Source organism: Actinocrispum sp. NPDC049592, assembly GCF_040675465.1.
Taxonomy (GTDB): domain Bacteria; phylum Actinomycetota; class Actinomycetes; order Mycobacteriales; family Pseudonocardiaceae; genus Kibdelosporangium.
Map to the genome: position 1 here is coordinate 328,979 of NZ_JBFAPA010000010.1, position 26,020 is coordinate 354,998.

At 72.2% G+C, this 26,020-nt stretch carries 6 protein-coding genes (1 of these 6 only partly in view); all 6 read right to left on the bottom strand.

The genetic code is table 11. The features are described from left to right. Positions 1-700: the 5' end (the start) of an amino acid adenylation domain-containing protein gene (locus tag AB0J95_RS26025; RefSeq protein ID WP_364762819.1), read on the bottom strand. Its footprint begins 22,592 nt before the window's first position; 700 of the gene's 23,292 nt are visible here — the first part of the coding sequence; the start codon lies at positions 698-700; the stop codon falls past the left edge of the window. Continuing rightward, the gene (locus tag AB0J95_RS26030; RefSeq protein ID WP_364762822.1) at positions 697-14,667 is read right to left on the bottom strand and encodes an SDR family NAD(P)-dependent oxidoreductase; all 13,971 of its coding nucleotides are present in this window, start codon (positions 14,665-14,667) and stop codon (positions 697-699) included. The genes AB0J95_RS26025 and AB0J95_RS26030 overlap by 4 nt, the downstream gene beginning before the upstream one ends. Then, positions 14,660-21,715: an SDR family NAD(P)-dependent oxidoreductase gene (locus tag AB0J95_RS26035; RefSeq protein WP_364762825.1), complete on the bottom strand. Its 7,056-nt coding sequence runs from the start codon at positions 21,713-21,715 to the stop codon at positions 14,660-14,662. Before AB0J95_RS26035 ends, AB0J95_RS26030 begins: the two co-directional genes overlap by 8 nt. Positions 21,716-21,823: 108 nt before the next feature. Next, complete coding sequence (locus tag AB0J95_RS26040) at positions 21,824-22,936, bottom strand: nitric oxide synthase oxygenase (protein WP_364762828.1); 1,113 nt, start codon at positions 22,934-22,936, stop codon at positions 21,824-21,826. Between the two features lie 97 nt (positions 22,937-23,033). Then, positions 23,034-24,251 (bottom strand): cytochrome P450, encoded by a 1,218-nt coding sequence (locus AB0J95_RS26045; protein ID WP_364762831.1) that lies wholly within the window; start codon positions 24,249-24,251, stop codon positions 23,034-23,036. A gap of 75 nt (positions 24,252-24,326) precedes the next feature. Next, on the bottom strand, positions 24,327-25,868 hold the full coding sequence (locus AB0J95_RS26050; RefSeq protein ID WP_364762834.1) for a LuxR C-terminal-related transcriptional regulator: 1,542 nt from the start codon (positions 25,866-25,868) through the stop codon (positions 24,327-24,329). Between the last annotated feature and the right edge of the window lie 152 nt (positions 25,869-26,020).

Consider the following 26,020-nt stretch of genomic DNA (forward strand, 5'->3'; position numbering starts at 1 on the left):
CGCCGCCCGCGATGGCCATCGCCGACTCGCCGCTCGCCAGGCTCCGCACCGCGAGATGGATCGCGGTCAGCGACGACGAACAGGCCGTGTCGACGGTCAGGCTGGGGCCGTGCAGATCCAGCGTGTACGACACGCGGTTGGCCACCGACCAGTGGTTGGACCGGGCGTGGTTGGCCACCCCACGTGCCTCGGCGGCGCCGCCGATCCACTCGTAGTCGTTGTTCATGACACCGGCGAACACGCCGACCGGGTCGTTGCCGCCGAGGGACCGGGGCGCGTAGCCCGCGTCCTCGACCGCCGCCCACGCGATCTCCAGGAACAGCCGCTCCTGCGGGTCCATGTCCTCGGCGTCGCTCGGCGAGATCTGGAACAGCAGGGGGTCGAACTTGTCGACGTCGTCGAGGAAACCGGCCCACTTGCTGTAACTGCGCCCGGACCGGCCCGCGGGGTCGTAGTGGTCGGCCGCCGGCCACCGCTCGGTCGGCACCTCGCGCACGCAGTCCCGGCCCGTGCGCAGGTTGTCCCAGAACTGGCCCACGGTCCCGGCCAGCGGGTACCGGCCGGCGACGCCGATGATCGCGATCTCGGTGTCCCGCGCGGCGGCCACACCCAGGTCGGCGAGGATCCGCGCGAGCAGCTCGCGGCGATCGGCCGGGGTCTGCCCGGGCTCGGCCGGCCCAGGCGTGGACGGCACAGTCATGCGGTATCGCCCTTCGCGTCGGTCATGTCGGTTGCGGCGGCGGTGCTTTTCGCGGAGGTGAGCCCGGCCAGGAGGCCGAGCACCCGGTCGACCTCGGAGTCGGACAGCCGGTCCACCACCGCCCGGATCGGGTCCCTGGCCGCAGGGGGAGCCGGAATAGCAGGCTCAGTCGTTGGCTCGATCGGAGACGGCACCGGTGGGGGCGGCTGCTCGGCCGGGCGCAGCCTGTGCAGGTGGACGGCCAGCTGCGCGATGGTGGCGTGTTCGAACAGCAGCGTCGCGGGCAGCGGGCCGTACTCGGCCTCCAGTGCCCGGGTCAGTTCCAGGGCCACCAAGGAGTCCACGCCGTAGTCGCCGAAGGTGGTGTCCGGGGCGAGGCGGTCGGCGGGCAGCTCCAGAACTTCGGCGAACACCCGCGTCACGTACTGCTCGGTCGCGTGCTGTCCGGTCGTGTGCTGCCCGGTCACGGCGGGCGGCTTCGCCGGGACCGGTGCGGCGAGTTCGGCGCGGCGGACGCGCAGGCCGTCCGCCCGGCCCAGGATGAGGCGCTGGTCGGCCGGTTCGTCCGGCAGCGCCAGCTCGGTCGCCGAGGTGAACCCGGCCGCGGTCAGCGCGTCCAGCCACCGGGGTGCGCTCAGCACCGGTGCGGTGGGCAGCCGCAGCGCGGTGTCCTCGGCGATCCACCAGCCGCGGGCCAGGCCGAACACGAAGGTCAGGTAGGCCGCGGGCCGGATGCCCTCGTTCACGATGAGCAGGCCGCCGGGCACCAGCAGGTCCTTGATGTGGCCGAGGGTCGTCTCGATCCGGCGGGTCGCGTGCAGCACGTTCGTGGCCAGCACGACGTCGAACGGCTCGGTGAACCCCTGCCCGGCGGGCGGGCGTTCGATGTCCAGGACCCGGAAGCCGGTGTCCGGCCGCGAGCCGAACTCCCGGCGGCCGTGCCGGACGAACGTCGACGACAGGTCCGTGTACGTGTAGTGCACCCCATCGCCCAGCGCGGCGAGCGCAACGCGACTGGTCGCACCGGTGCCAGCACCCACTTCCAGCACACGCGCGGGCCTGGCCGTCCGCAACACCTCGCCGAGCAGGGCGTTGTACTGTTCCATCACCGGATCCGACTGGTAGAACCTGGAAACCAGGTCCGCGGAGCCTTCCGGGAACAGCACGTCGACCCCGTCCCGCCGCCCGGTGAGCACGTCCGGCAGCGCTCGCACGCACCGCACCAGCAGTTCGGCCGCGGCGGCGGCGCCCGGGTGTTCGGCGACGAGCGCTGCCATGGCACGGCCAGGGTCGGCCACCTCGGTGCCACGGGCCGCCAAGGCGAGCGCGGCCTCGTACAGCGCGTGATGCTCTGGAATGACCTGGCTGGCCTCGACATCGCGCAGCACACCGGCCAGCAGCCCGGCGGCGAGCGCGTCGAGGGCCTGGTTCGCCCGCAGCTGCGCCGCGGCCGTGGCAGCCCGCTCGGTATCGGGCGCAACGTACGGTACCGGCAGCGAAGCGGTGTCAGCGGGACCGCGACAGTCCACTGTAGACGATGGGTCGACGCCGATGCCGGCCAGCACCCGCTGGTCCGCCTTGGTCGCGATCACCTGGCCGACCGGTTGCGCGGCAACGAGTTCCATCGCCCGCATGCCCTCGGCGGCACCGATCGGCGTGACGCCGGACGCGGACAGCCGCTGGAGCACCCGCTCCCGGTCCCGGTCGCCGCCGGAGTGCCAGAAGCCCCAGTTGACCACCCGTACCGGGAACCGCGCCGTGCGGCCGAGGGACAACGCGTACGCGTCCTGGTAGACGCTGCCCGCCGCGTAACCGGCCTGTCCCTGGTTGCCGCCGAAGGAGATCCCGGACGAGTAGAACATCAGCAGGTCGAGCGGTTCCCCCGCGACGGCCGCGCACAACGCGCGGGTGCCGGCGGCCTTGACCCGCAGCGCGGCGGCGAAGCCTTCGGCGGACAGCTCGGCGAACGGCGTGGTGACCAGGACCATGGCGGCGTCGATCACGCCGTGCAGCACCCCGAACCGGCGCTTGGCCTCCCGCACCGCGCCCGCGATCTGGCCGGGATCGGTGACGTCGGCGGCCAGGTACACCGCCTGCCCACCCGCGGCTTCGATCCGGTCCAGCTGAGCACGCCTGCGGCCGTCGAGCGCACCGCGGCCGACCAGGACCAGCCGGGCCGAGTAGCGCCCGGCGAGGTGCATGGCGGTGTCGAAGCCGATCGTGCCAAGCCCGCCGACCAGCAGGTACACCCCGTTCTCGCGGAACGCGGACGGCTGCGGCCGGACCGGCGAGAGCCGCCGCAACCGACGTGTGTAGCGAACCCCGGCGCGCAGCAACACCTGCCGGACCCGCGGTGCGCACGGCTCGGCGACGATCGCGGCGGCGACCGCGGCCGGGTCTGCGGCGACGTCCGCCCCACGCACGTCCAGCAACGCGGTACCCAGCTCGCCGAGTTCGCTGTCGACCGTCATGGCCAGCCCGGCCAGCCCGGCGGCACCAGGGCGGGCCGCGTCGCGGTCGCCAAGCGGGCACGCGTCGCCGGTGATCACCTTGAGCCGCAACGGTCCCGGCAGCACGCCGCGGTCCCGCAGGTCGGCGAGCAACCGGTAGAGCGCCAGCACCGACTCGTCCTGCTCGTCGTCGGCGCCGGTCACGGACCCGAGGAAGTAGACCAGGCCCTGCCGCGCCCCGGGCAGCGCGGCGAATCGCGCGGCGGACTCACCCGGCGCGATCCGGACCACCTCAGGGTGCGCGGCGGCGATCCGGTCGGCGAGCGCCGACTCGGCGGGCCGGGCGACCAGCAACACGGGACCGGCGTCGGGCGTGGTGTGCGGTGGCGTGGGTGCGACCGTCCACGATGGAACGTAAAGGAAGTCCGGTTCGGCGGACGGGCGGGAGCGCAGCACCAGGCCGGCCACGGTCAGGCACACGTTCCCGGAGTCGTCGAACACGGTCACGTCACAACGGCCATCACGCTCCACGGCATGCGCGTAGCAAGCCTGCGGCAGAGGCCTGTGCTGAGTGATCCGGTCCGCCGCGAACGGCAGCACCGGCTCGCCGTCGTCGAGCACGGCGGCCAGGATGTGCAGCGCCGCATCGGCAAGGCCGGGGTGCAGTGCGTATCCGGGCGGGGTGGGACGGTCCGTGCGCAGCCGGGCAAGCACCTCCCGGTCGCCTGTCCACACCGATTCGGCAACCTGGAACAGCGGCCCATAGCGCAATCCACGCTGCCGTAGCCGCGCGTACATCGCCGCCGCGTCGACTTCGGTACGGCACCGCTGCGCGATGGACGCCCGGTCGACCGGCGCCGCCTCGGACACGGTTCCCGTGCGCAGGATTCCGCGCGACCGCTCGCCATCCTTGGCGCGCAACTGATAGCCGATGCCGTCCGGCGCGGGCTCGGTCACCACGTCGAGGCCAACAGGTTGCGTGCCAACGACAACAGGCGCGAGCCAGCGCACATCGTGCACCGCGAAAACCGTCTGACCGGGTGCGAGTGTGCCTACTGCCAGGGCGAGGTGGGCGACACCGGGCAGCACTCGCTCCCCCGCGACCTCGTGGTCGGTGACCACCTGGTCGGTCGGCTGGACGACCAGGGCCGCCGTCGTGGCAGGCGCTTCCCGTGCGGTGGTCGTCAGCCAGTGCCGCTCGGGCTCGAAGGGATACGTCGGCAGCGAAACCACTTGTGGCGGCACCGGACCGGTGGGCAGGACGGACCAGTCCAGGTCCACTCCGGCCACCCACAGCCGCGCCAACCGGTCGGCGTGCCCTTCGCGCAACAGACCGCGAACGAACTCGGCGCCCGGCTCAGTCCCGGTGAACAAGTCGCCCAGGGCGTTGGATGCGTTCGCATCACCGACGAAAACCCCTTCGGGCTGTTCTCCGGCCGCGAACCGGCGCAACAGCTCCGCGGCTTCATCAGTGTCCTGAGTGGACAGAGCGAGCCGGTGGCGCATCGGCATCCGCCCCACGCGCAGTGTGTGTGCGACGTCGGCGAGTGGAGTCCCGGGCAGCGCACCGGCCAGCCGCCTGGCCTGCTCCCGCAACCTGTCCTCGGTGAGCGCGGACAGCACGAGCAGTTCGGGGTGGGCGGGTTGGGGCGCGATCCGGTGCTGGACGTACTCCTCGACGACGAGGTGGGCATTGGTGCCGCCCGCACCGAACGAACTGATGCCGGCCCGCCTGGGCTGCCCCGGTTGTGGCTCCGGCCAAGGGGAGACATCCTGCTGGACGGCGAAGACCGAGCGGGTGAAGTCGATGTTCGGGTTGGTCTCGGCGGAGTGCAGGGACGGCACCAATGTGCGGTGACGCAGCTGCAGGACCACCTTGGTGAGCGCGGCGATGCCCGCGGCGCCTTCGAGGTGACCGATGTTCGACTTGACCGACCCGAGGGCGCGGCTGCCAATCTCCAGCCCGCGTCCGCCGAAGGCGCGCTCCAGAGCCGTGTGCTCGATCGGGTCACCCAGCGCGGTGCCGGTGCCGTGCGCCTCGACGTAGCCGATGCTCGCAGGGTCGAGACCCGCCATCGCCCGCTCGATCAACGCCTGCTGAGCGGCCGGGTTGGGGACTGTGTAGCCGTTGGTGCGGCCGCCGTGGTTGACCGCGGTGGCTTTGATGACCGCGTGGATGCGGTCGCCGTCGGCCTGCGCGGCCGCCAACGGTTTGAGCAGGACGGCGCCCACGCCCTCGCCGGGCACGTATCCGGTGCCGCCCGCGCCGAACGACCGGCAGCGGCCGTCGGCGGCGAGCATGTTCATCCGGCTCAGGTTCACGTACTTCAACGGATGCGCCATGACGTTCACGCCACCGGCGATCGCGTAGGAGCACTCGCCGCGGCGCAGGCTCTCGACCGCGAGGTGGACGGCGACCAGCGACGACGAGCAAGCAGTGTCCACAGTGACACTCGGGCCGCGGAAGTCGCCGAAGTAGGACACCTGGTTGGCGATCGAGGCCCGGTTGGCCGGAACCGACGCCGGGTTGCCCCGGAACGACTCCTCGGCGGCCAGAGTGGCGTAGTCGCCCCACATCACACCGGCGAACACCCCGACATCCAGACCCGAGTCGGCGTGGTGCGCGGCGGGCAGCCGGCCCGGCGGGTACCCGGCGTCCTCGAGCGCGGCCCACGCCGTCTCCAGGAACAGCCGTTCCTGCGGGTCCATCGCCCGCGCCTGGGGCGGGGACAGCCGGAAGAACCGCGAGTCGAACGTGTCCACAGCGGACAGGAAGCCGCCCCACCGGCCGGTGGTGGAGTCCGGTGCCCGGCCGTGCGGATCGTAGGTGGCTTGGGCGTCCCAGCGGTCGGCGGGCACCTCGGTGATCAGGTCGGCCCCGGCCCGCAGCCGTTCCCAGAACTCGTCGAGGGTGTCGGCTCCCGGGTACCGGCCGCTGATCCCGATGATCGCGATGTCGCCCCCGGCAGGCAACGGCTCCGGCCGGACAGTGTCCACAGTGGATGGCTTCCGGGCCGGGACGGCAGCCGGAGCGAGCCGGGCCAGGGCGTCGGCGTGGTTGGCGGTGACGTAGTCGGCGAGCGCGCCGAGGGTCCGGTGGTCGAAGAAGAGCGTCTGCGGCAGGTCCGCCAGTGGCCCGGCGAGGTCCGCGTTCAGCTCCATGATCATCACCGAGTCGATGCCGAACCGGTCGAGGGTGTCCGTCTCGCCGATGCGCCCGGCCGGGACCTTCAGCACCTTCGACAGGTGGGTCCGCAGCAAGGAGACCGCGACCGAACGCAGGTCGGTGCCGGTCGCCGCGGGCGGCTCGGTCGTGGACGGTTCGGCCGGGGAAGGCTCGGGTTCGAAGGACCGCCAGGCCGCGGCGATCCGGGCCTGGTCGCCCACTGCCGGGATCAGCCACGGTTCGGCCGAGGTGAGCGCCTGTTCGAACGCGGCCCAGCCGGTCTCGGCGTCGAACGGGGTGAACCCGAGCGACCGGTAGGCGGCCCACTGCCCTTCGTCCAGCCGCTCGTCGAGACCACCGATCGTCCACAGTGGCCACACCAGGGTTCGTGCCCCGGGCCGGCGCAGCGCGTGGGCGTCGGCGAACCGGTTGGCCGTGCCGTAGCTCGCGCCACCGAAGTCGCCGAGCAGCGAGGCCAGCGAGGAGAACACCACGAACAGCGGCGCCTCGGCCGCGTCGAGGTGAACGGTCCCCTGGGCCTTCGCCGCCATTGCGGCCAGGAAACGCCCGTGATCCACCTGCGTGGGCGGGACGTCGTCGGAAACGGCCGCGAGGTGGAAGACCCCGTCCAGCCGACCGAAGTGGACTGTGCCCTCGTCGATGGCGCGGCGGGTCTCGGTGGCCTCGCCGACGTCCGCCGAGACCAGCAGTGCGTCGCCGCCGAGCGTGCGCACCTCGTCGGCCAGGTCCGTGTGGCGGCTTGCGTTGCGGGACACCAGCACGAGCCGGGCCGCGTACCGGCGGGCGAGCTCACGGGTCAGCCAACGGCCGAGCCCGCCGGTGGCGCCGGTGATCAGGTAGACGCCGCCACGCCGCAGCGGCATGGGCTGGGTGGCGGGCACCTGTGCCAGGCGCTCGACCCGTCGGACGAACCGGCCGTCCGCCCGGCGCAGCACCTCAAGCCCGCGCTGCGCACCAAGTTCCTCGACGACCGCCTGCGCCAGGTCGACGCCGGGGCCGACGCGCAAGGTGGCGAGGTGGAACGACGGGAAGTGCCGGGCCGTCGACCGGGCGAAGCCGGCGATCGCCTCGTGCGCGGGTTCACCCGTGTCCGGCCACACGGCCAGGCATCGCACGTGGCGGCCGGCACTGGCCTGGGCCAGGGTCAGCGCGGCAAGGACACCATGCTGGGCATCGGGGACGTCGAAGGCGAGCACGACGTCCAGGTCGCCTTCGGTCTGCCGCACCGCGTCCGCGATCCCCGAGGGTTCCGTCACCCGGAGCACGTTCGGCCGGTTGACCGTGAAGCCAGGATCGTTGGTGCACAACAACAAAGTCGGGGCAGGCGGTGCCGCGGGCGCGGTCCGGGCGGGCTGCCACGCAGGCCGGTACCAGGCGACGCCGGACCGTGCCGGGGCACGCAACGCGAAGTCCTCAACCCGGAGAACCCCGTTGCCGTCGGCGTCCGTCAGCGTGACGTCGTAGCGCAACCGCGCCGGATCGGTCCCGGGGCGCACAACCGCATGTGCCCAGCAGACCTCGGGCAGCGGACCGCCGAACCGCACGGCACCGAGGCTGAACGGAATGGCGGGCTCACCCGCCGGTCGGCCGCCGACCCAGTGACACACCCGCAGGGCGCCGTCCAGCCTCGTCGGGTGCAGCAGGCCATCGATGGCGGCCGCGGGAACGCCGACGCGCAGCAGCGCCTCGATTGGTCCACTGTAGACATCCTCGATCACGTCGAACGCCGGCCCGTAAGCAAATCCGGCCTCGTGGTACCAGGCGTGCACCTCAGCGCCGTTGCGGTGCTCGGTGCATCGGCGGCGCACCGCGTCCAGGTCCACTCGGGTGATTGGCGACGGGGCACCGAAGTCGACGGTGCCGCGGACATGGCTCGTACCGTCCGCGCCGACGACCTCGAACGCCGCCCGCGCACCGGAATCGATGACCACACGCACGCGCCTGGGCCCGTCATCGGCCGTGATCGGGCTGCCCCACGTCACTCCGGACAACCCGCGCGCGGCCGGTCCGGCGGCTGCGCGCACAAGCTCGATGCACGCGGTGGCAGGCAGCAGCCTCGTGCCGTGGATGACGTGATCACGCAGGACAGGGTCGTCCGGGCGAATGACAATGTCCTCTTCGGGCAGGTCGACCCAGTAGCGCTCCTGCGCGAACGGGTACACCGGCAGCGAGATCCGGCGTCCGCCCACAGCGGGCAGCTCGGCGCCACGGACCCACGATCGCGCCAGGGCGTCGAGGCTGGTCTCGTCCGCTCGTTCCCCAGCGCGGGCAACGCCGTTGACCAGGCCGTCGGCCACGCGGCCCGCGGCGAACTCGGACAGGGCCCGCACCAGATCCGCACCGCTCCCGGTGACCACCGCCAGGCGGTGTTCCATCGGCTCCCGGCCGGTGCGCAGGGTGTGGGCGACGTCGGCGAGATCGACCCGGGCCGTCCGCAGGAACTCGGCCAGCCGGGCCGCATAAGCACGCAACCGGTCGTCTTCACGGGCCGACAGCACGAAAAACGTGGGCTCCATGCGCTGTTCGGCGGCGGTCGTCGCGGTGACGGGAGCCGGTTCGGCCTCCTCGACGAGGAGGTGCCCGTTGACGCCGCCGGCACCGAAGCTGCTCAGTCCCACCCGCCGGAGTCCGGCCGCGGGCCACGCGCTTTCGTTGCGCTGCAATACGAACGGCGTGCGGCTGAGGTCGATGTCGGGGTTGACCGTGTCCGCGTGCAGCGATGGCACCAGGCGGCGGTGCCGCAACTGGAGCAGTACCTTGGTCAGGCCCGCGATCCCCGCAGCCGACTCCAGGTGTCCGATGTTGGACTTCACCGACCCGATGGCGATCGTGCCGGCGCCCGCGTAGGCCTTGGCCAGCCCGGAGATCTCGATCGGGTCGCCCAGCCCGGTTCCGGTCCCGTGAGCCTCCACATAGGACACATCGGCCGGCTCGACACCTGCGGCCTCGAGGGCGGCGGCGATGACCCGCCGTTGGGCCTCCGGATTGGGCACGGTGTAGCCGTTGGTGCGGCCGCCGTGCGCGGCGGCGTGGCCGGTGATCACGCCGTGGATGTGGTCCCCGTCGGCGAGCGCACGGTCCAAGGGCTTCAGCACGACCGCGCCGACCCCTTCGCCGGGCACGTAGCCGTCGCCGCCCGCGCCGAACGCCCGGCACCGGCCGTCGGTCGACAGGAACCGGCCCTGGCTGAGGAAGACGTACTTGTACGGGTGCGGCGAGAGGTTCACGCCACCGGCGATGACCAGCTCGGCCTCGCCCGACCGCAATGCCTGGCAGGCCAGGTGAATCGCGGTCAGCGACGACGAGCACATGGTGTCGACGGCGATACTGGGACCGCGCAGGTCCAGCGTGTACGATACGCGGTTGGCGATCGCCGCGTGCGAGGACCCCGGCACCGGCTTGCCCGCGCGCATCGCGTCCACGCCGTACAGCTGGTAGTGGCTGTGCATCACGCCGACGTAGACCCCGACCGGCTTGCCCGCCAGGTCGCCCGCGCGATAGCCCGCTTCCTCGATGGCGTGCCAGGACGTCTGCAGGAACAGCCGCTCTTGCGGGTCCATCAGCTCGGCTTCGCGCGGCGAGATCCCGAAGAACAGCGGGTCGAACTGGTCGGCACCGGCCATGAACGCGCCCCACCGCGAGTAGCTCGCCCCCGGACGGCCCGGCACCGGGTCGAAGTCGCGGTCGGCGTCCCACCGCTCGGCCGGGATCTCGGTGACGCAGTCCCGGCCGGACACCAGGTTGTCCCAGAACTCATCGAGATCCTCGGCCATCGGGTAACGACCGGCCAGACCGATGATCGCGATCGGTCCGGTCACCCGCCGGTCCGGCTCGACCTCCGCCACGGAGTCGGCAGGCTGAGTGGCCGCCAGGGCATCCGCGTGCTCGGCGGCGAGGTGGCCGGCCAGCTCGGCGATGGTGGGGAACTCGTAGAACAGCGTCTTGTCGATGCCGGTCGCGAACCGGGTCTCCAGCTCGCCGGTGAGCCGGGTGATCATCAGCGAGTCGAGGCCGTAACGCTCCAGCGGGACGGTGTCCTCGACGCTCTCGGGGGCGAGCCGCGTCTGTTCGGCCACCAGGTCGCGGAGCAGCTGCCGGACCCGCGTCGCCGGGTCCGGTCCGGAAACCGCGACCGCGGCCGGCTGGTCCACCGCGACGGAAGCGGCGTCGAGCGCGGCGATGGTCACCCGTGAGTCACCCGGGACGACAAGCAGGGCGCCCTGCGCGCGGCCAAGCGCGGCCGCGAACGCGGCGGTCGCGTCGCGAGTGGACAGATCGGTGAGACCGAACCGGGCCAGCAGATCGGCGGCTGACCGGTCACCCTGCTGCATGCCGCCTTCACGCCAGCGCGGCCACGCGAGGGCGACAGTGTGCCCCGGCGCGTCCGACTCGGCGCGCCGCTCCGCCATGGCGTCGAGCACAGCGTTGGCGTACGCGTAGCCAGCCTGCCCGGCATTCCCGACGACGCCCGCGATCGAGGTGAACAACGCGAAGAACTCAAGCGGCTCACCAAGAGTGGCCGCGTGCAGGGCGGCCGCCCCCTGGATCTTGGGGGCCAGAACGGTATCGAGGTCGGCGTCGGTGATGTCGGTCAGCAGCGCGTCGCGCAGCACCCCGGCGGCGTGCACAACGCCGTTGAGCCCGCCATGCGTGGTACGCACCTCGGCGACCAGAGCCTCGACCTGCGTCTGGTCGGCGACGTCGACCGAACGATAGGTCACCGACAATGCGTTGGCGGCCAACGAGTCCAGCGTCACCGGCGGCGCGGCGGACCGGCCGGCCAGAACCAGGTGCACCTGGGCCTGCTCGGCAAGACCGGCCGCGATCCGAAGCCCGACACCGCCCGCACCGCCGGTGATCAGGTACACCCCGCCGTCCCGCGGCGCCCACGCGGTGCCGTCCGGGACGTCTTGGTACCGGCGGACTTCACGGACACCGTCCCGGTAGCGCACCACCGGGTCGGTCGCGGTGAACTCGGCCGGCAGGACCTCGTCCGGTCCGTCGACCAGGCTGATCCGTATCCGGGGATCCTCCGCGGCCACGGCACGGGCGAACCCGTCGAGCCCGAGCGCGGCGGGCGCCCCGTCGTACGCGACCAGGATCCGGACCGGCTTGGGCAACGCGCGGCACAGGTGCACCAGCGACCGCACACCCCGGTCGATGTCGTGGCCGGTGACCGTTTCCGGGTCGGCGCCGCGCAGCCAGGCGTGCACAACGTGACCGGGTCGAAGCCCGTCCTCGGCGAGCGCGGCCAGCAGCCGGGGGTAGTCCTCGGCCCGGCCGGGCGAGATCTCGTACCGCAGCCGGTCCACCCGGCGGAACCCCGCACCCGCGACAACAGTGACCTGATCGCGGGAGACCACAGCATCACCGAGGACAAGGCACGTGCCGGTGAATGTCCCGGAAAGGGCGGCGCTGGGGACCCAGTGCCGGGAGACCAGCGCGGCACCTCGATCCGCAACGGTCCGCAGGGCGACTCCGTCGAGACGAGCCACGACCGTCCCCCGTGCGTCGAGAACACGGATGTCCGCCCGGATCACCCCGGCAGCAGCCGTTGTGCGCAGCACCGCACCGGCAGCGGTCTCAAGTGGACCGTCGACCACCAGCGTCTCGATCGAGACGGGCAGCAGCAATGTGCCAGCATCAAGGGTGTTCAGCACGGAGACGGCAGCGGCCTGGATGGCCACATCGATTGCGGCGGCCGCACGTTCGAACTCACTGCCGGCGGGCAGGGCGAGTTCGGCCGAGGCCACCTGGTCGCCCACGATGACGGCACGCAGGCCGCGCAGCCCAGGGCCGTAGTCCAAGCCGCCCGCGCCGAGCAACGCGTAGCAGCGGTCCCGGTCGATCGTGGTCCCGCCGCTGACGCTGATCGAGTCCGTGCTGACCGGACCGCTGAGGGCGAGCCCGGAGCAGTACGCGGCACCGTCTTCGTCGGCGATCTCGAACCGGCCGTCCGAAGCCTGGGCGGACACGGACAGCGTTCGCGGACCGGGTACCTCGCACGGCCGGTCGAACGCGACCCGCCGCAGCCCGGTGACGCCAGACTTCAAGGCCCGCAAGGCCGACAGTCCCAGCAGCACACCCGCCGCGGCCGACAACGTCGGCACGCCCCGGACCACGTGGTCGGCGAGGAACGGCTCGGTGCCGGTCAGCGACAGCGAACGAGTCTGCGCGGCCACCTCGCCCAGCACGGCGGACGGCTTCGCGGCGGGCTCGAGCCGGTAGGAGGCGGTCTCGAAGGGATAGGTGGGCAGCAGCACGCGACGGGCAGGCTTGCCCGCGTACACCGCAGCCCAGTCCGGGCGGGCGCCCGCGTTCCACGCGCGGCACAACGACTCCGCCATGGACTCGTCCGCCAGCGCGACCGGCGAGTCCGGCAGCTCGGGCAACGGCCGCACCGGGAACGTCAGTCCCGCGGGTTCGACCGCGGATCCGGTCCAGGTACGCCGAGCGTCGGCGACATCGCATCCCCCGGCGATGGCGTAGGCGATCCCGAGCGACTTGGGGCAGGCGTACACCGCCTGCGGCACAAGGCCCCAGCTCAGCCGGAGCCGGGCCATCGTGTACAGCAGCGTGAACTCCGGCGCGGCGTCGCCGCATTCGTCCGCGAACACCGCCGCGGCCGGTTCCGCCGCAAGCAGTTCCGCCAGACGCTGTGCGGCATCGGCAATCCCGGCATCCAGAGCGAACACCACCGGTCCCGCCTCGGCGGGTCGCACCGACGCCAGTCGCGCCAGGAGGTCTTCGCAGTCGGCGACGACGAACGCCCGGCGGTAGCGGTGCGCGGCCCGGCCGACGGCCAGGGTGAAGGCCACATCGCCCAGTCCGATCTCCGGATGGGCCCGCAGGTGCGCAGCCAAGTCCGCGGCGGTCCGCTGCAGCGCGCCGGGGCTCGCCGCGGACAACACCACGACCGCCGGACCATCCACAGTGGACACTGCGGCGGTGTCCGGAACCTGTTCGAGGATCAGGTGGGCGTTGGTGCCGCTGATGCCGAACGCCGACACCGCGGCCCGCCGGGGCGCGCCGGTGTCCGGCCATGGCCTGGCCTCGGTGAGCAGGCTCACCGGGCCGTCCCAGTCCGCCTCCGGCGTGGGCCGGTCGACGTGCAACGTGCGCGGCAGAACGCCGTGCCGCAACGCCAGCACAGCCTTGATCACACCGCCGACACCGGCCGCCGCCTGGGCGTGGCCGAGGTTGGACTTCACCGATCCGAGCCACAGTGGACGGTCCGCGGGGCGGTCGGCATAGCCCACGCGCAGGGCTTCCACCTCGATCGGGTCGCCGAGGGTGGTGCCGGTGCCGTGGCCTTCGACCAGGTCCACATCGGCGGCGGTCAGGCGGGCGTCGGCCAGTGCGGCGGCGATGAGCCGCTGCTGGGCCGGGCCACTCGGCGCGGTGAGCCCGTTGCTCGCGCCATCGGAGTTGACCGCGCCGCCGCGCACGACTGCCAGCACAGGGTGTCCGTTGCGCTGCGCGTCCGACAGCCGTTCGAGCAACAGCAGGCCGGCGCCCTCCGCCCACCCCGTGCCGTCCGCGGCCGCCGCGTAGGACTTGCACCGGCCGTCCCGGGACAACCCACGTTGCTGGGCGAACTCGACGAACACACCGGGCGACGTCATCACTGTCGCACCGCCCGCCATGGCGAGGTCGCATTCCCGCTGCCGCAACGAACGCACCGCCTGGAGGATGGCGACCAGCGAGGACGAACACGCGGTGTCCACAGTGACCGCCGGACCGTGCAGGCCGTACCGGAACGCCAGCCGGCCGGACGCGACGCTCAGCGAGGTACCGGTCAGCAGATACCCGGCGGCCTCCTCGTCCGCGTCGGCCAGCCGCGGCCCGTACTCGCCGCCCATCGCCCCGACGAACACCGCGGTGGCGCTGCCCCGCAACGAGTCCGGGTCGATCCCGGCGCGTTCGAACACCTCCCACGACACTTCCAGCAGCAGCCGCTGCTGCGGGTCCATCGCCGCCGCCTCACGCGGGCTGATCCCGAAGAACACCGGGTCGAACTGGTACGGGTCGTCGAGGAACCCGCCCGCGGCGGCGTAGGTGCGGCCCGGCACGCCCGGTTCCGGGTCGACGAGTGCCGCCAGGTCCCAGCCGCGGTCGCCGGGCAGGTCGCCGACGGCGTCGGTCTCGTCGGTCACGAGCCGCCAGAGGTCTTCCGGAGTGCGCACACCGCCGGGGAACCGGCAGCCCATGGCCACGATGGCGATGGGTTCCGGTGCCGCCTCGGTGACCTCACGAAGCTGCTGGCGCGCGAGCTGCAGCTTGGCCGTCGCCTTGCGGAGGTACGTGACCAGCTCGTCGTGCTCAGGCATCGGCCGCACCTCGTCCCCCGGCGACCGTCGGATCGAGGTCGGCGTCGATCAGGTCGAACAGCTCGGAGACGTCCGCGTCGGTCAGGATGTGCTCGATCTCCTCGGCGTCGGAGCGGCCCGGCTGCTCCGGCAACGCAGGCTCGGGCCGGGGCTGCGCGGACAGGCCGAGCCGGTCGAGCAGCCAGGCCGCGAGCTGGGTCGGCGTGGGATGGCTGAAGACCACGGTGGCGGGCAGCTTCAGCCCGGTCAGCGCGGCCATCCGGTTGCGGATCTCGACGGCGATCAGCGAGTCGCAGCCCAGGGCCTTGAACGACGTGGACACGTCGACCGCGTCCGGTGTGCTGTATCCGAGCGCCGCCGCGGTGTGCTCGCGGACGAGCTCCGTCATCCGCACCCGCTGCTGCCCGGTGGCCAACCCGGACAGCTCCTCGAGCACCGAATGCCCGGTCTCCTGCCGGGCCGCCGCACGGGCCCGGGCGGGTGCCGCGATTCCGCGCAACAAACCGGAAGTACCGTGCAGGCGGGCAGCGACGACGACCGGCGCCGAGGCGCGCAGGGCGGCGCCGAACAGGCGGAGCCCGGTGCCGGTGTCCAGTTCGCCGATACCGGCGGCGGCCAGCCTGCGAATCGCGGTCTCGTCCAGCCCGCCGGTCATTCCGCTGCGCTGCGCCCACAGGCCCCAGTCGATGGAGATGGCCGGCAGGCCCGCGGCGCGCCTGCGGCGGGCCAGTGCGTCGAGCACGCCGTTGGCCGCGGCGTAGTTCGCCTGTCCCGCGGTGCCCAGAAGTCCGGCGACCGAGGAGAACAACACGAAAACGGCCACTGAGGGGATCTCGGCGGTCAGCTCGTGCAGTACGAGTGCGGCGTCAGCCTTGGGCCGCATGACTTTCCCGAGCGACTGTTCGTCCATTGCAGACACAAGGCCGTCGTCGAGGACACCGGCCGCGTGCACCACCGTCGTCAACGGCTGCGCCGCCGGGATGTCGGCCAGCACCTTGCCCAGCGCGGTGCGATCGGCGGCGTCGCAGGCGATCGCCTCCGCATCGGCGCCGAGTGCGGTCAACGAAGCGAGCAGTTCGTCCGCGCCGGGCGCGGCCGGGCCACGCCTGCTGAGCAGCAGCACTCGCCGCACACCGTGGTCCGTGACCAGCGTCCGGGCGATCAACGCACCCAGCTCGCCGGTCCCACCGGTGATCAGCGCTGTTCCACCGAACTGCGGGGACGGTCCCGCGACCTGGGACATCCGCCGCACCATCGGCGTGGCGAACCGGCCGTCCCGGTCCCGGACCTGTGTTTCGCCGGTCGCCAGAGCTTCCCGGACTCGCCCGGTGTCCTCGGCGCCGTCCAGCAGGAGAAACCGGCCGGGATTCTCGGTCTGCGCCGAGCGGACGAGACCCCACACGGCCGCGTGCCCAGGGTCGGACAGTTCGCCGTCACCACCGGTGGTCCGGACCACCAGCCGGGACTCGGCGAACCGTTCCGCACGGACCCACTCACGGAGCACGGCCAGCACCCGCGCTGCCGCGGCAGTGGGCTCTTGCCCTGCCGGGCAAGCAAGAACAGCGACGGCGGGCGCATCGCTGGGCAGGTGCTCGCCGAGCAGCACCGGCTCCGGAATCTGCTCAGCAGTCCCGGCCGTGACCTCCTGCCACGTCAAGGAGAACAGTCCGGCCGGGCCGGTCAGCGCGTCTGGTGACACCGGACGCAACGCGAGGTGGTCCACCGAGATCACCGGCGTGCCCTGCTCGTCCCACGCGCACAACGCCACGCCGTCCCCAGCCGGGGAAAGCCGGACCCGCAATGCGCTCGCAGACGTGCCCGACAGCCGGACGCCCGCCCAGGAGAACGGCAGCCGGCACGAGCCGTCGTCCTGCGAGCGCAACCAGATCCCGTGCAGCGCCGCGTCCAGCAACGCCGGGTGCACGCCGAACCCGCCCGGCTCGCCTTCGGGCATGACGACGTCGAGCCACAGCTCCTCGCCGAGCGACCAGGCGGCCCGCAGACCACGGAACACCGGGCCGTAGTCCAAACCGATCGAACGCAGCCGCTCGTAGTGCCCGGTCACGGAGACCGGCCGGGCGCCCGGCGGCGGCCACTCGCCCAGCGAGCCGGGGTCACGGCCGGAGTCCGGTTCGAGGACGGCCGTGGCGTGCTGGGTCCACGCGCCGTCCAGCTGGGAGTGCAGGGTGACCGTGCCGTCGTCCACCACCAGCTGGATCCGCAGTGCACCGTCCGCGGGCAGCACGATCGGGGCATCGAGGATCAGCTCGGTGACCACCGGGCGGCCTACCGAACGCCCCGCCCACAACACCATGTCCAGGCACGCGGTCCCAGGCAGGACCACGGTGTCGAGCACGGCGTGGTCAGCCAGCCAAGGCGTGCCCGCGAGAGACAGGTTCCCGGTCAGCAGGACCGCACCGGTTCCGGCGTTCTCCACCGCGGCGCCGAGGAAGGGGTGGGCGGCGGTCGCCAGTCCCACGGCCGAGAGGTCACCGGCGCCGGCGGGGATCGTCAGCCAGTACGGCTCCCGCTGGAACGGGTACGTGGGCAATGGCACCACCTGGCCGTCGAACCGCCAGTCGACCGGCAGGCCGTGCACATCGGCTTTGGCCAAGGAGCGCAGGAACCGCTCCGGCCCGCCTTCGTCCCGGGTCAGCGACTCCAGCAGGAGCACGTCCGCGCCCAGTTCGTCGGCACGTTCGGCGATCCCGGACAGCAGCACCGGATGCGGGCTGACTTCGACGAAAGTGCGGTGCCCGGCCGAGATGAGCGCACTGGCCGCGTCATCGAACCGCACCACCTCCCGCAGGTTGCGGTACCAGTAGGTGGCATCGAGGTCCGCGGACGCCACCTCCTTGACGTCCACTGTGGACATCAGCGGGATCTTCGGCGCGGCTGGCCGGACGTCGGCGAGATCGGCGAGCAACCGCTCTCGCAGCCGCTCGACCTGAGCGGAGTGCGACGCGTAGTCCACCGCGATGACCTTCGCCCTCGCGTTCATGGCGACACACCGACGCACGAGCTCGGCGACGGCGTCCGGCTCACCGGAGACCGTGGTGGCATTCGGGCCGTTGTGCGCGGCGATGGACACCCGTCCGTCCATTGTGGACGTCATGGTCCGCACCCGGCCGGCCGGCAGGCCGATCGAGGCCATCCCACCCTGGCCGGCCAGCACCCGCAGCGCCAACGACCGGCGGGCCACCACGAGTGCGGCCTCGTCCAGCGTCAACGCCCCGGCGAGGCAGGCGGCGGCGATCTCGCCCTGGCTGTGCCCGACCACCGCGGCCGGTTCCACGCCATGTGCCCGCCACAGTTCGGCGAGCGCGACCATGGTGGCGAACAGGACCGGCTGCACGACGTCCACGCGGTCCAGGCCGGGCTGGTCCACGGCTCCCCGCAGGACCCCGGTCAGGCTCCAGTCCACATGCGGCGACAGCGCGCGCTCGCAGCTGGCTATCGCGTCGGCGAAGTCAGGTGACGCGTCGAGCAACTCCCGGGCCATCCCGGTCCACTGCGCCCCCTGACCGCCGAACACGAAGACCGGGCGGTGCGCGTCGACCGCTTTGCCCGTGACCACAGCAGGATCGGCGGTGCCATCGGCGACCGCGGCCAGCCCACGCAGCAGGTCGTCCTTGGCGGTGCCGATGACCGCGGCGCGACGCCGGAACCGGGTGCGCGTGGTGAGCAGGGAGTAGGCGACGTCTGCCGTGCTCCAGTCCGTTTCGGCCAGCTGGGTGCGCAACCGGACCGCCTGCTCCCTGAGCGCGGGTTCGGTGCGTCCGGACAGGGCGAGCACGACCAGGCCGTCACTGGCCGGTGCGGCATCCTCGGCAGGTGGCGCCTGTTCGAGGATGACGTGCGCGTTCGTTCCGCTGATACCGAAGGACGACACCCCGGCCCGGCGGGGCCGGGCGGTGTCCGGCCACGGCCTGGCCTCGGTCAGCAGCGCCAGACGGCCGCTCGCCCAGTCGATGTGCGGGCTGGGTTCGCCGGCGTGCAGGGTCGCGGGCAGCCGGCCGTGCCGCAGGGCCTGAACCATCTTGATCACCCCGGCCAGGCCGGCGGCGGCCTGGGTGTGCCCGATGTTCGACTTCACCGAACCAAGCCACAGCGGCGTCTCCCGGTCCTGGCCGTACGCGGCCAGCAGCGCGGTCGCCTCGATCGGGTCGCCCAGGGTGGTGCCGGTGCCGTGCGCCTCGACCGCGTCGACCTCGTCGGGCTCAAGCCCAGCGTCGGCCAGCGCGTCGGCGATCACCTGGCGCTGCGCCAGCCCGCTCGGCGCGGTCAAGCCGTTGCTGGCGCCGTCCGAGTTCAGGGCCGAGCCCCGCAGAACAGCCAGCACCCGGTGCCCGTTGCGCCGCGCGTCGGAAAGCCTTTCCAGCACGACGACACCGGCACCCTCGGCCCACCCGGTCCCGCTCGCGGCCGCGGCGAATGCCCGGCAACGGCCGTCTTCGGACAGCCCGCCCTGACGGGCGAACTCGGCGAACATGCCAGGCAACGGCATCACGGTGACGCCGCCCGCGATCGCCAGCGTGCTCTCGCCCGTCCGCAGCGATCGGCAGGCCAGGTGCACGGCGGCGAGCGAGGACGAGCAGGCGGTGTCCACCGTGATCGCCGGTCCGCCCAGGCCGAGGACATAGGCGACCCGGCCGGACAGCACGCTCGGCGTCCCGCCGGTGAGCAGGAACCCGCCCGCGGTGTCGGCCTGTTCGTGCAGCCGTGCGCCGTAGTCCTGGGCGGTCGCGCCGGCGAAGACCGCGGTCCGGGTGCCGCGCAGCGATCCCGGCACGATGCCGGCGCGTTCGATGGCCTCCCACACCACTTCGAGGAAGATCCGCTGCTGCGGGTCCATGGCGGCGGCCTCGCGCGGGGAGATGCCGAAGAACTCCGCGTCGAAGTGGTCGATGTCGCCGAGGAACCCACCGGGCCGCAGGCCGGTCACGTTCATCCGGTGCCAGCCGCGCTGCGCGGGCGGATCGCTGATGGCATCGACCCGCCCGTCGACGAGCCGCCACAGGTCTTCCGGTGTCTCGACGCCGCCGGGATACCGGCAGCCCATCCCGACGATCACCACCGGGTCGGTCTCGGTGTCTTGCAACGGCGCCGCCTGCTGCGGTTCGTCGTTGGCTCCGCCCAGGTGTTCGGCGAGGGCGGCGGGCGTGGGGTGGTCGTAGATCAGCGACACCGGCAGGTCCGCGCCGGTGTCCTGTTCGACGAGGTCCCGCAGTTCCAGGCCCATCATCGAGTCGAAGCCCTGCTCGCGGAACGGCACATCGGCCGCCACCGGCTCGCCCAGGACTTTGGTGGCCAGGGCGAGCACCGCGGCCAACGCCGGGGCACCATTGCGGGCAGCGGGTTTCGGCCTGCTCGGCGGGGCGGTCTCGACGGTGCTGGTCTCGAGGGCGGCGGGCCAGTGCGGCCGGCGCTGGAACGGATAGGCGGGCAAGGAGACGAGCCTGGCGTCGTGCCGGGCGAAGACGTCCGCCCAGTCCACTGCTTCACCAGCCAGGAACGCGGTGACCTCATCCCGCAACGACTCCGGAACGTCTGGTTCGGACAGTTCATGGAGACCGGTCAGCAGCTCGGCGCGATCACGGGCGATCACCACCGCCCGGTGTTGATGCGCGGTTCGTGCTGTGGCCAAGGTGAACGCCACATCCACACCGCGTAAGTCCGGCCGGCCGGCCAGATACGACCGCAGATTCCCAGCCGCCTCAACGAGTGCGGCGTGTGTCCGCGCGGACAACACGTACGGGAGCGGCTCGGTGCTGTCCGGACCGGCCTGGGATTGTTCATGCGCGGCAAGCACCACGTGGCAGTTGGTGCCGCCCATGCCGAAGGAGCTGACCCCGGCCACGAGCGGCGCGTCCGGCCGCGGCCACGCCGATGCCGCCGTCTGCACCCGCAGTCCCAGCTCGGTGAGCGGCAGGTGGTCCGGCGGCGCGGTGAAGTGCAGGCTCGGCGGCAGTTCCCGGTGGTACACGGCAAGCACCGTCTTGATCAGCCCGGCGATCCCGGCGGCACCTTCCAGGTGGCCGATGTTCGTCTTCACCGACCCCACCGTCAGCCGTCCGCCGGCGAAGACCTCACCGAGCGCATGGCCCTCGGTCTCGTCACCCGCCGGGGTGCCCGTGCCGTGCAGTTCGACGTACTGCACGTCCGCGGGCGTCACGCCGGCCGCCTCGTGGGCGGACCTGAGCAGTTCCACCTGCGCCTGGCGGTCGGGAGCCGCCATCTGCGCACCCGCGCCGTCATGGTTGGTCACACTGGACCGGATCACGCCATACACCCGGTTCCCATCGGCCAGTGCCGCGGCCAACGGCTTCAGCACGACCATGCCGCCGCCCTCGCCGCGGACGAACCCGTCGGCGTCCCGGTCGAACACCCGGCAGCGGCCCCGTGGGGAGAGCACGCCCATCTTCGCCGCGGCCAGCTGCGAATCGGCCACCAGAGCCATGTTCACGCCACCGGCGAAGGCCAGCGCGCACTCCCCCGCGCGCAGGCTGGACGAGGCCAGGTGAACGGCGACGAGCGACGACGACTGTCCAGTGTCGACAACCAGGCTGGGTCCGCGCACGCCGAGGTGGTGCGAGACCCGGTTGGCGATCACGCCCCGCTGCAGGCCCGTCATCGCGTGGTGCGACAGTGAGCCCGGCGCGCGGGACACCAGCATCGCGTAGTCGTCCGAAAGGGACCCGACGAACACCCCGACCGGTTGGGCGCACAGGTCACCGGGCAGCACCCCGGCGTCCTCCATGGCCTCCCAGGCCAGTTCGAGCGCAAGCCGCTGCTGCGGGTCCATGGCGACGGCCTCGCGGGCGGACACCTCGAAGAAGTCCGCGTCGAACCCGTCCACCGAGTCCAGGAACCCGCCTTCCGCGGGCAGTCCCGGGCCGCTCGGCACGGCCGCGCCGCGCCGGCGGGCCGACGGCGCGGCGACGCTGTCCACGCCCGCGGAAAGGTTGCGCCACAACGTCCCGGGGTCAGCGGCGCCGGGCAGACGGCATGCCATGCCGACGATCGCGATCGGTTCGATGCGGGTCATCCAGCGCCCACCTCCTGTTCGGGACATCTCTCCAATGTGGACTTCCGTGGACGTGCGCCATCACCGCGGGAGCGGGCACAGGGCCGCCCTCGCGTCGTGTGGATGCGGTTATTCCGCGGGGCACCGCCGGCGCAGGTAGTTCGGCCGCAGGTCGGCGTCGTCGTAGTAGCGGTGGAACACCAGGGTGGCCGAACCGGACAGCGGCGGCACGATCCACGTCCAGTCGGCCGGGCAGATCCGGCCGGCCTCCCGCTCGCGTTCGACGTGGGTGAGGAACCGGTTGGACTCGGTGTGGTGATCGGTGATCTTCACGCCGGCCCGCTCGAACGAGTGCAGCACCGCCACGTTCAGCTCGACGAGGGCCCGATCGCGCCACAGCGTGGCGTCCGAACTGGTGTCCAGGGCCATCTTCGCGGCCACCACCGGCAGCATGTTGTACCGGTCGGTGTCCCCCAGGTTGCGTGCGCCGATCTCAGTGCCCATGTACCAACCGTTGAACGGCGCCGCCGGGTAGCGGATCCCGCCGATCTCCAGGTCCATGGCCGAGATCACCGGCACGGCATGCCAGCGCAGCCCCAGTCCGGCGAACCACGGGTACCGGGGGTGGGTCAGCTCCACCTCCAGCACCGCCTCGGGTGGGAGGTCGAACAGCTCGATCCCGTCACGCGCCGTCTCGATCACCAACGGCAGCACGTCGAACCGTGTCCCGGCGCCGCCCCGCCAGCCGTGCCGCTGGGCCAGTTCGGTGATGCGGACGTTGAGCGGGTCACCGACGACGGTCCCGTCCGGCTGCCGGTACCCCGCGTACCGGATCAGCTGTTCGTTGTGGATCCGCGGCCCCGGCGCACCCGGCCGGTCCGGCGCGAACACCGTGATCGTCGGCCGGATCCGGCCGCCACCCCCGGCCTCCACCAGGTGCTTGACCGACTCGGCGGCGATCTCCGCGGCGTCCGAAGTGCCGCGCCGGTCGCGCACCCGCAGGCTGCGCCAGTAGAGCCGGCCGATGCACCGGTTGCTGTTGCGCCACGCCACCCGCGCGCCGAAGGTCAGCTCGTCGGCGGTGTGGGTGTAGGTCCCGGTGCTCGCCAGCTCGGCCCGGATCTCCGCCATCCGCCGGGCCGCCGATCCGCCCGGCCCGTTGCCCTCGTCGTAGAACAGGTCGATGAACTCGCGTGCCTGCCCGGCGACCACGTCCGGGTCACCCTTCCCCTGTCCCTCCACTGTGGACGTCTGGGCGACGCCGGCGGATCGTTCGGCGGCACGGCGAAGAAGACTCGCGCTGAGCAATACTCCCCCTGCACCAGATCGGTCGCGACGGTCAGTTCAACAGGATCGGCAACGCGGACAGGCCGCGCACCAGCAGGCTGTTGCGCCATCGCAGCGTGCTCGGCTGCCGGGCCAGGCTCAGGTTCGGGTAGCGGGCGAGCAGCCTGCTCAGCGCCACCTCGATCTCCACCCGCGACAGCGGCGCGCCGAGGCAGTAGTGGATGCCGTGCCCGAAGGCGAGGCTGCCGCCCAGCGGGCGGGTGAAGTCCAGCCGGTCGGGGTCCGGGAACTTCTCGCCGTCCCGGTTCGCCGAGATCAGCGACACCAGGACGAACTGCCCCTGGGGGATGGTGACGTCGCCGATGCGCACCTCGGTCGCGGTGGACCGCAGGGTGGCCACGTTCACCGGGCCGTCGAAGCGCAGCAGCTCGTCGACCGCGTTGGGCATGAGCGACGGGTCTTGCTTCAGCTCGGCCAGCTTGGCCGGGTTCTGCAGCAGCGCCAGCACGGCGTTGCCGACCATGCTCGCGGTGGTCTCGTAGCCCGCGACGAACATCAGCGCGCAGGTCGACACCAGTTCCCGGTCGCTGAGCCGGTCACCGTTCTCCCGCGCGTTGATCAGCGACGTGATCAGGTCGTCGGCCGGGTCGGCCCGCTTGGCCTCGACCACCCCGACCAGGTACTCGTCGACCGCGCGCACCGCCTCGTTCATCCGGGCCGGGTCGTTGGTGGTGAAGATCGTCTCAGTCCAGCGGCGGAACGCGTCCTCGTCGGCGGGCGGGATGCCCAGCAGCCGGCAGGTCACCGCCATCGACATCGGGAACGACAGGGCGCGCAGCAGGTCCACCTCGCGCTGGCCGGCCATCCGGTCCAGCAGGCCGTCGACGATCTGCTGGATCTCCGGCCGCAGCGCCTCGACCCGCCTGCGGGTGAACGCCTTCGCCGACAGCTCGCGCAACCGGGTGTGGTCCGGCGGGTCGGCGAACAGCATGTGCTTGGTCAGGATGTCGGTATAGCCCTCGTGCGCCGAGATCCCGGTGCTCTGCTGCGCGAAGATCTCCGGGACACCGGCGAAGTCCTTGGTGAACCTGGCGTCCGACAGGGCCTCTTTGGCCTCCTCGTACCGGGTGATCACCCAGACGTCGATGCCGTCGGGTGTCCGCATGGGATGGACGGGGCCGGCGTTGCGGAGTCGCTCGTAGACGGCGTACGGATCCTGGAAGAACGACATGTCGAGTACGTCGCGGCCGGCGCCGGCAATGGTCGTCATTCGCACACACCTCTCCTGTCCGCGTGAATCTTCCACCAGCCTATGAGCGCGGATCCGGGCCTGAAATAGCGGAAACTAGTTACTGCTGTGCCAACCGGCCGCGACGGACTCCCCGGCCTCGGCCAGGGTGACCAGCCGGGCCACGGCGGTGCGGGACGGTACCCGCAGCTTGCGCAGGATCCGTCCGACGTGGACCTGGACCGTGTTCAGCTTGATGTCGAGCACGCCGGCGATCTGCTGGTTCGAACAGCCCTGCGCGACCAGCCGCGCCACTTGCGTCTCCCGCGGCGAGAGGCATTCGATCGCCGCCGGGTCGTCGTCGAGCGCCTCCGCCGCGGGCGCCGGTGCCGCCGCCCGCATCAGCCGGACGTTCTCCGCCGCGAGCGGAGCCGCGCTGCGCCGGTACAGCTCCTCCGCGCGAGCCAGCGCCGACGCCGACGCGTCCGGCTGGTCCAGCCGTCCTTGCGCCGCCCCTACTATCCTGTTCGCCGCGGCCAGCCCAAGGCGCACGCCCGCTCGTTCGAACGCGTGGCGCGACGCCTCCGCGGCGCGCAGGGCCGCGCCGGGTTCGGTGCCGAGCAACGCCTCGGCCCGCGCGAGCTGCGCATACCCCAGAGTCCGGTCCTGGTCGCAGGTCCAGGTCGTGCACATCGCCAGCTGGCTCCAGCGCATGGCCTCGGCGTGGTGGCCGAGCGCGGCGTCGGCGGCGGCCAGCGCGGCGTGCACCCGGGCGCGCGAGGCGACCGGGATCAGCGGCAGCATCCGGCCGCCTGCCGCCTCCAGGACCACGTCCCGCCCATCGCGCGGCAGCCCGCTCTGGATCAGCGTCATCCCGATGAGCATCGCGCCGGCCCGGCCGAACCGGGTGTCGCAGTCCGCGGCGGCGCCCGCCTGTTCGGCCAGCCGGTGCGTGCGCTCGGTGTCGCCCGCCTCCAACGAGATCTCACCGAGCGCGACCAGGGCCAGCTCGCGGTGCACGGCGCTGTCGCGCAGGTCGGCGGCTTCCAGTGCCTGCTCGGCGTGCGCCTCGGCCTCGTCCAGCTCGCCGCGTTCCCGCAGCGTCGAACCGAGCAGGACCTGCAGCAGGATCCAGTGGTCCTCGGCCTCGTAAGCCTCGGCCACGGCCAGACCTCGGCGCTGGCGTACCTCGGCGTGCCGGAGGCGTTGCAGCTGGGCCTCCACCCACGACAGGTCGGCCAGCTCGGGTAACAGCCCGCCGATCGCGGCGTCGTCGAGGCCGTCGAGGTACGCCGCCGCCCGGTCTGCATGGGCCCGCACCACACCCAGGTCACCGGTCCAGCAGCTGGCGACGGCCAGCGCCATCCCGGCCCGGACCTTGGCGACCGGATCCCCCCACGCGCAGGCGCAGTCGTAGGCCTGGGCCGCGTAGCGTTTCTGCATGAGGTAGTCGTGTTTGGCCAGATAGCACTGACTCGCCTCGAGCAGCAGCGGCAACGCGGCCGGAGCCCGGATGCCGATCCTGGCCAGTTCGCAGTTCAGCTCGGCCAGCCGGTGGGCGGGCCCGCCCAGCTGGTCGCGCAGCACGGTCTCGAAGTCCGGGTCCGCGGCCTCCCGCTGGCCGGGAACCGGCACCGCGGGCAGAAACACCTGACACATGAAGGTCCCTCTCATCACCCTCGTCATTGGTCATTCGCCATTCAACAAAGCCCCAGACCGCGACTGCGCCCCCAGGCCCCGCCCCCAACGTACCGAAAGTCGGGGAATCCGGGAACAATCGTTCCCCAAAGGGCAAGAGAATTGCATTCCAC

Excerpts from the sequence above, each read along its gene's own strand:
- AB0J95_RS26050 (WP_364762834.1), bottom strand. The coding sequence starts at position 25,868 with ATGTGTCAGGTGTTTCTGCCCGCGGTGCCGGTTCCCGGCCAGCGGGAG.
- AB0J95_RS26030 (WP_364762822.1), bottom strand. The coding sequence starts at position 14,667 with ATGCCTGAGCACGACGAGCTGGTCACGTACCTCCGCAAGGCGACGGCC.
- AB0J95_RS26045 (WP_364762831.1), bottom strand. The coding sequence starts at position 24,251 with ATGACGACCATTGCCGGCGCCGGCCGCGACGTACTCGACATGTCGTTC.
- AB0J95_RS26035 (WP_364762825.1), bottom strand. The coding sequence starts at position 21,715 with ATGACCCGCATCGAACCGATCGCGATCGTCGGCATGGCATGCCGTCTG.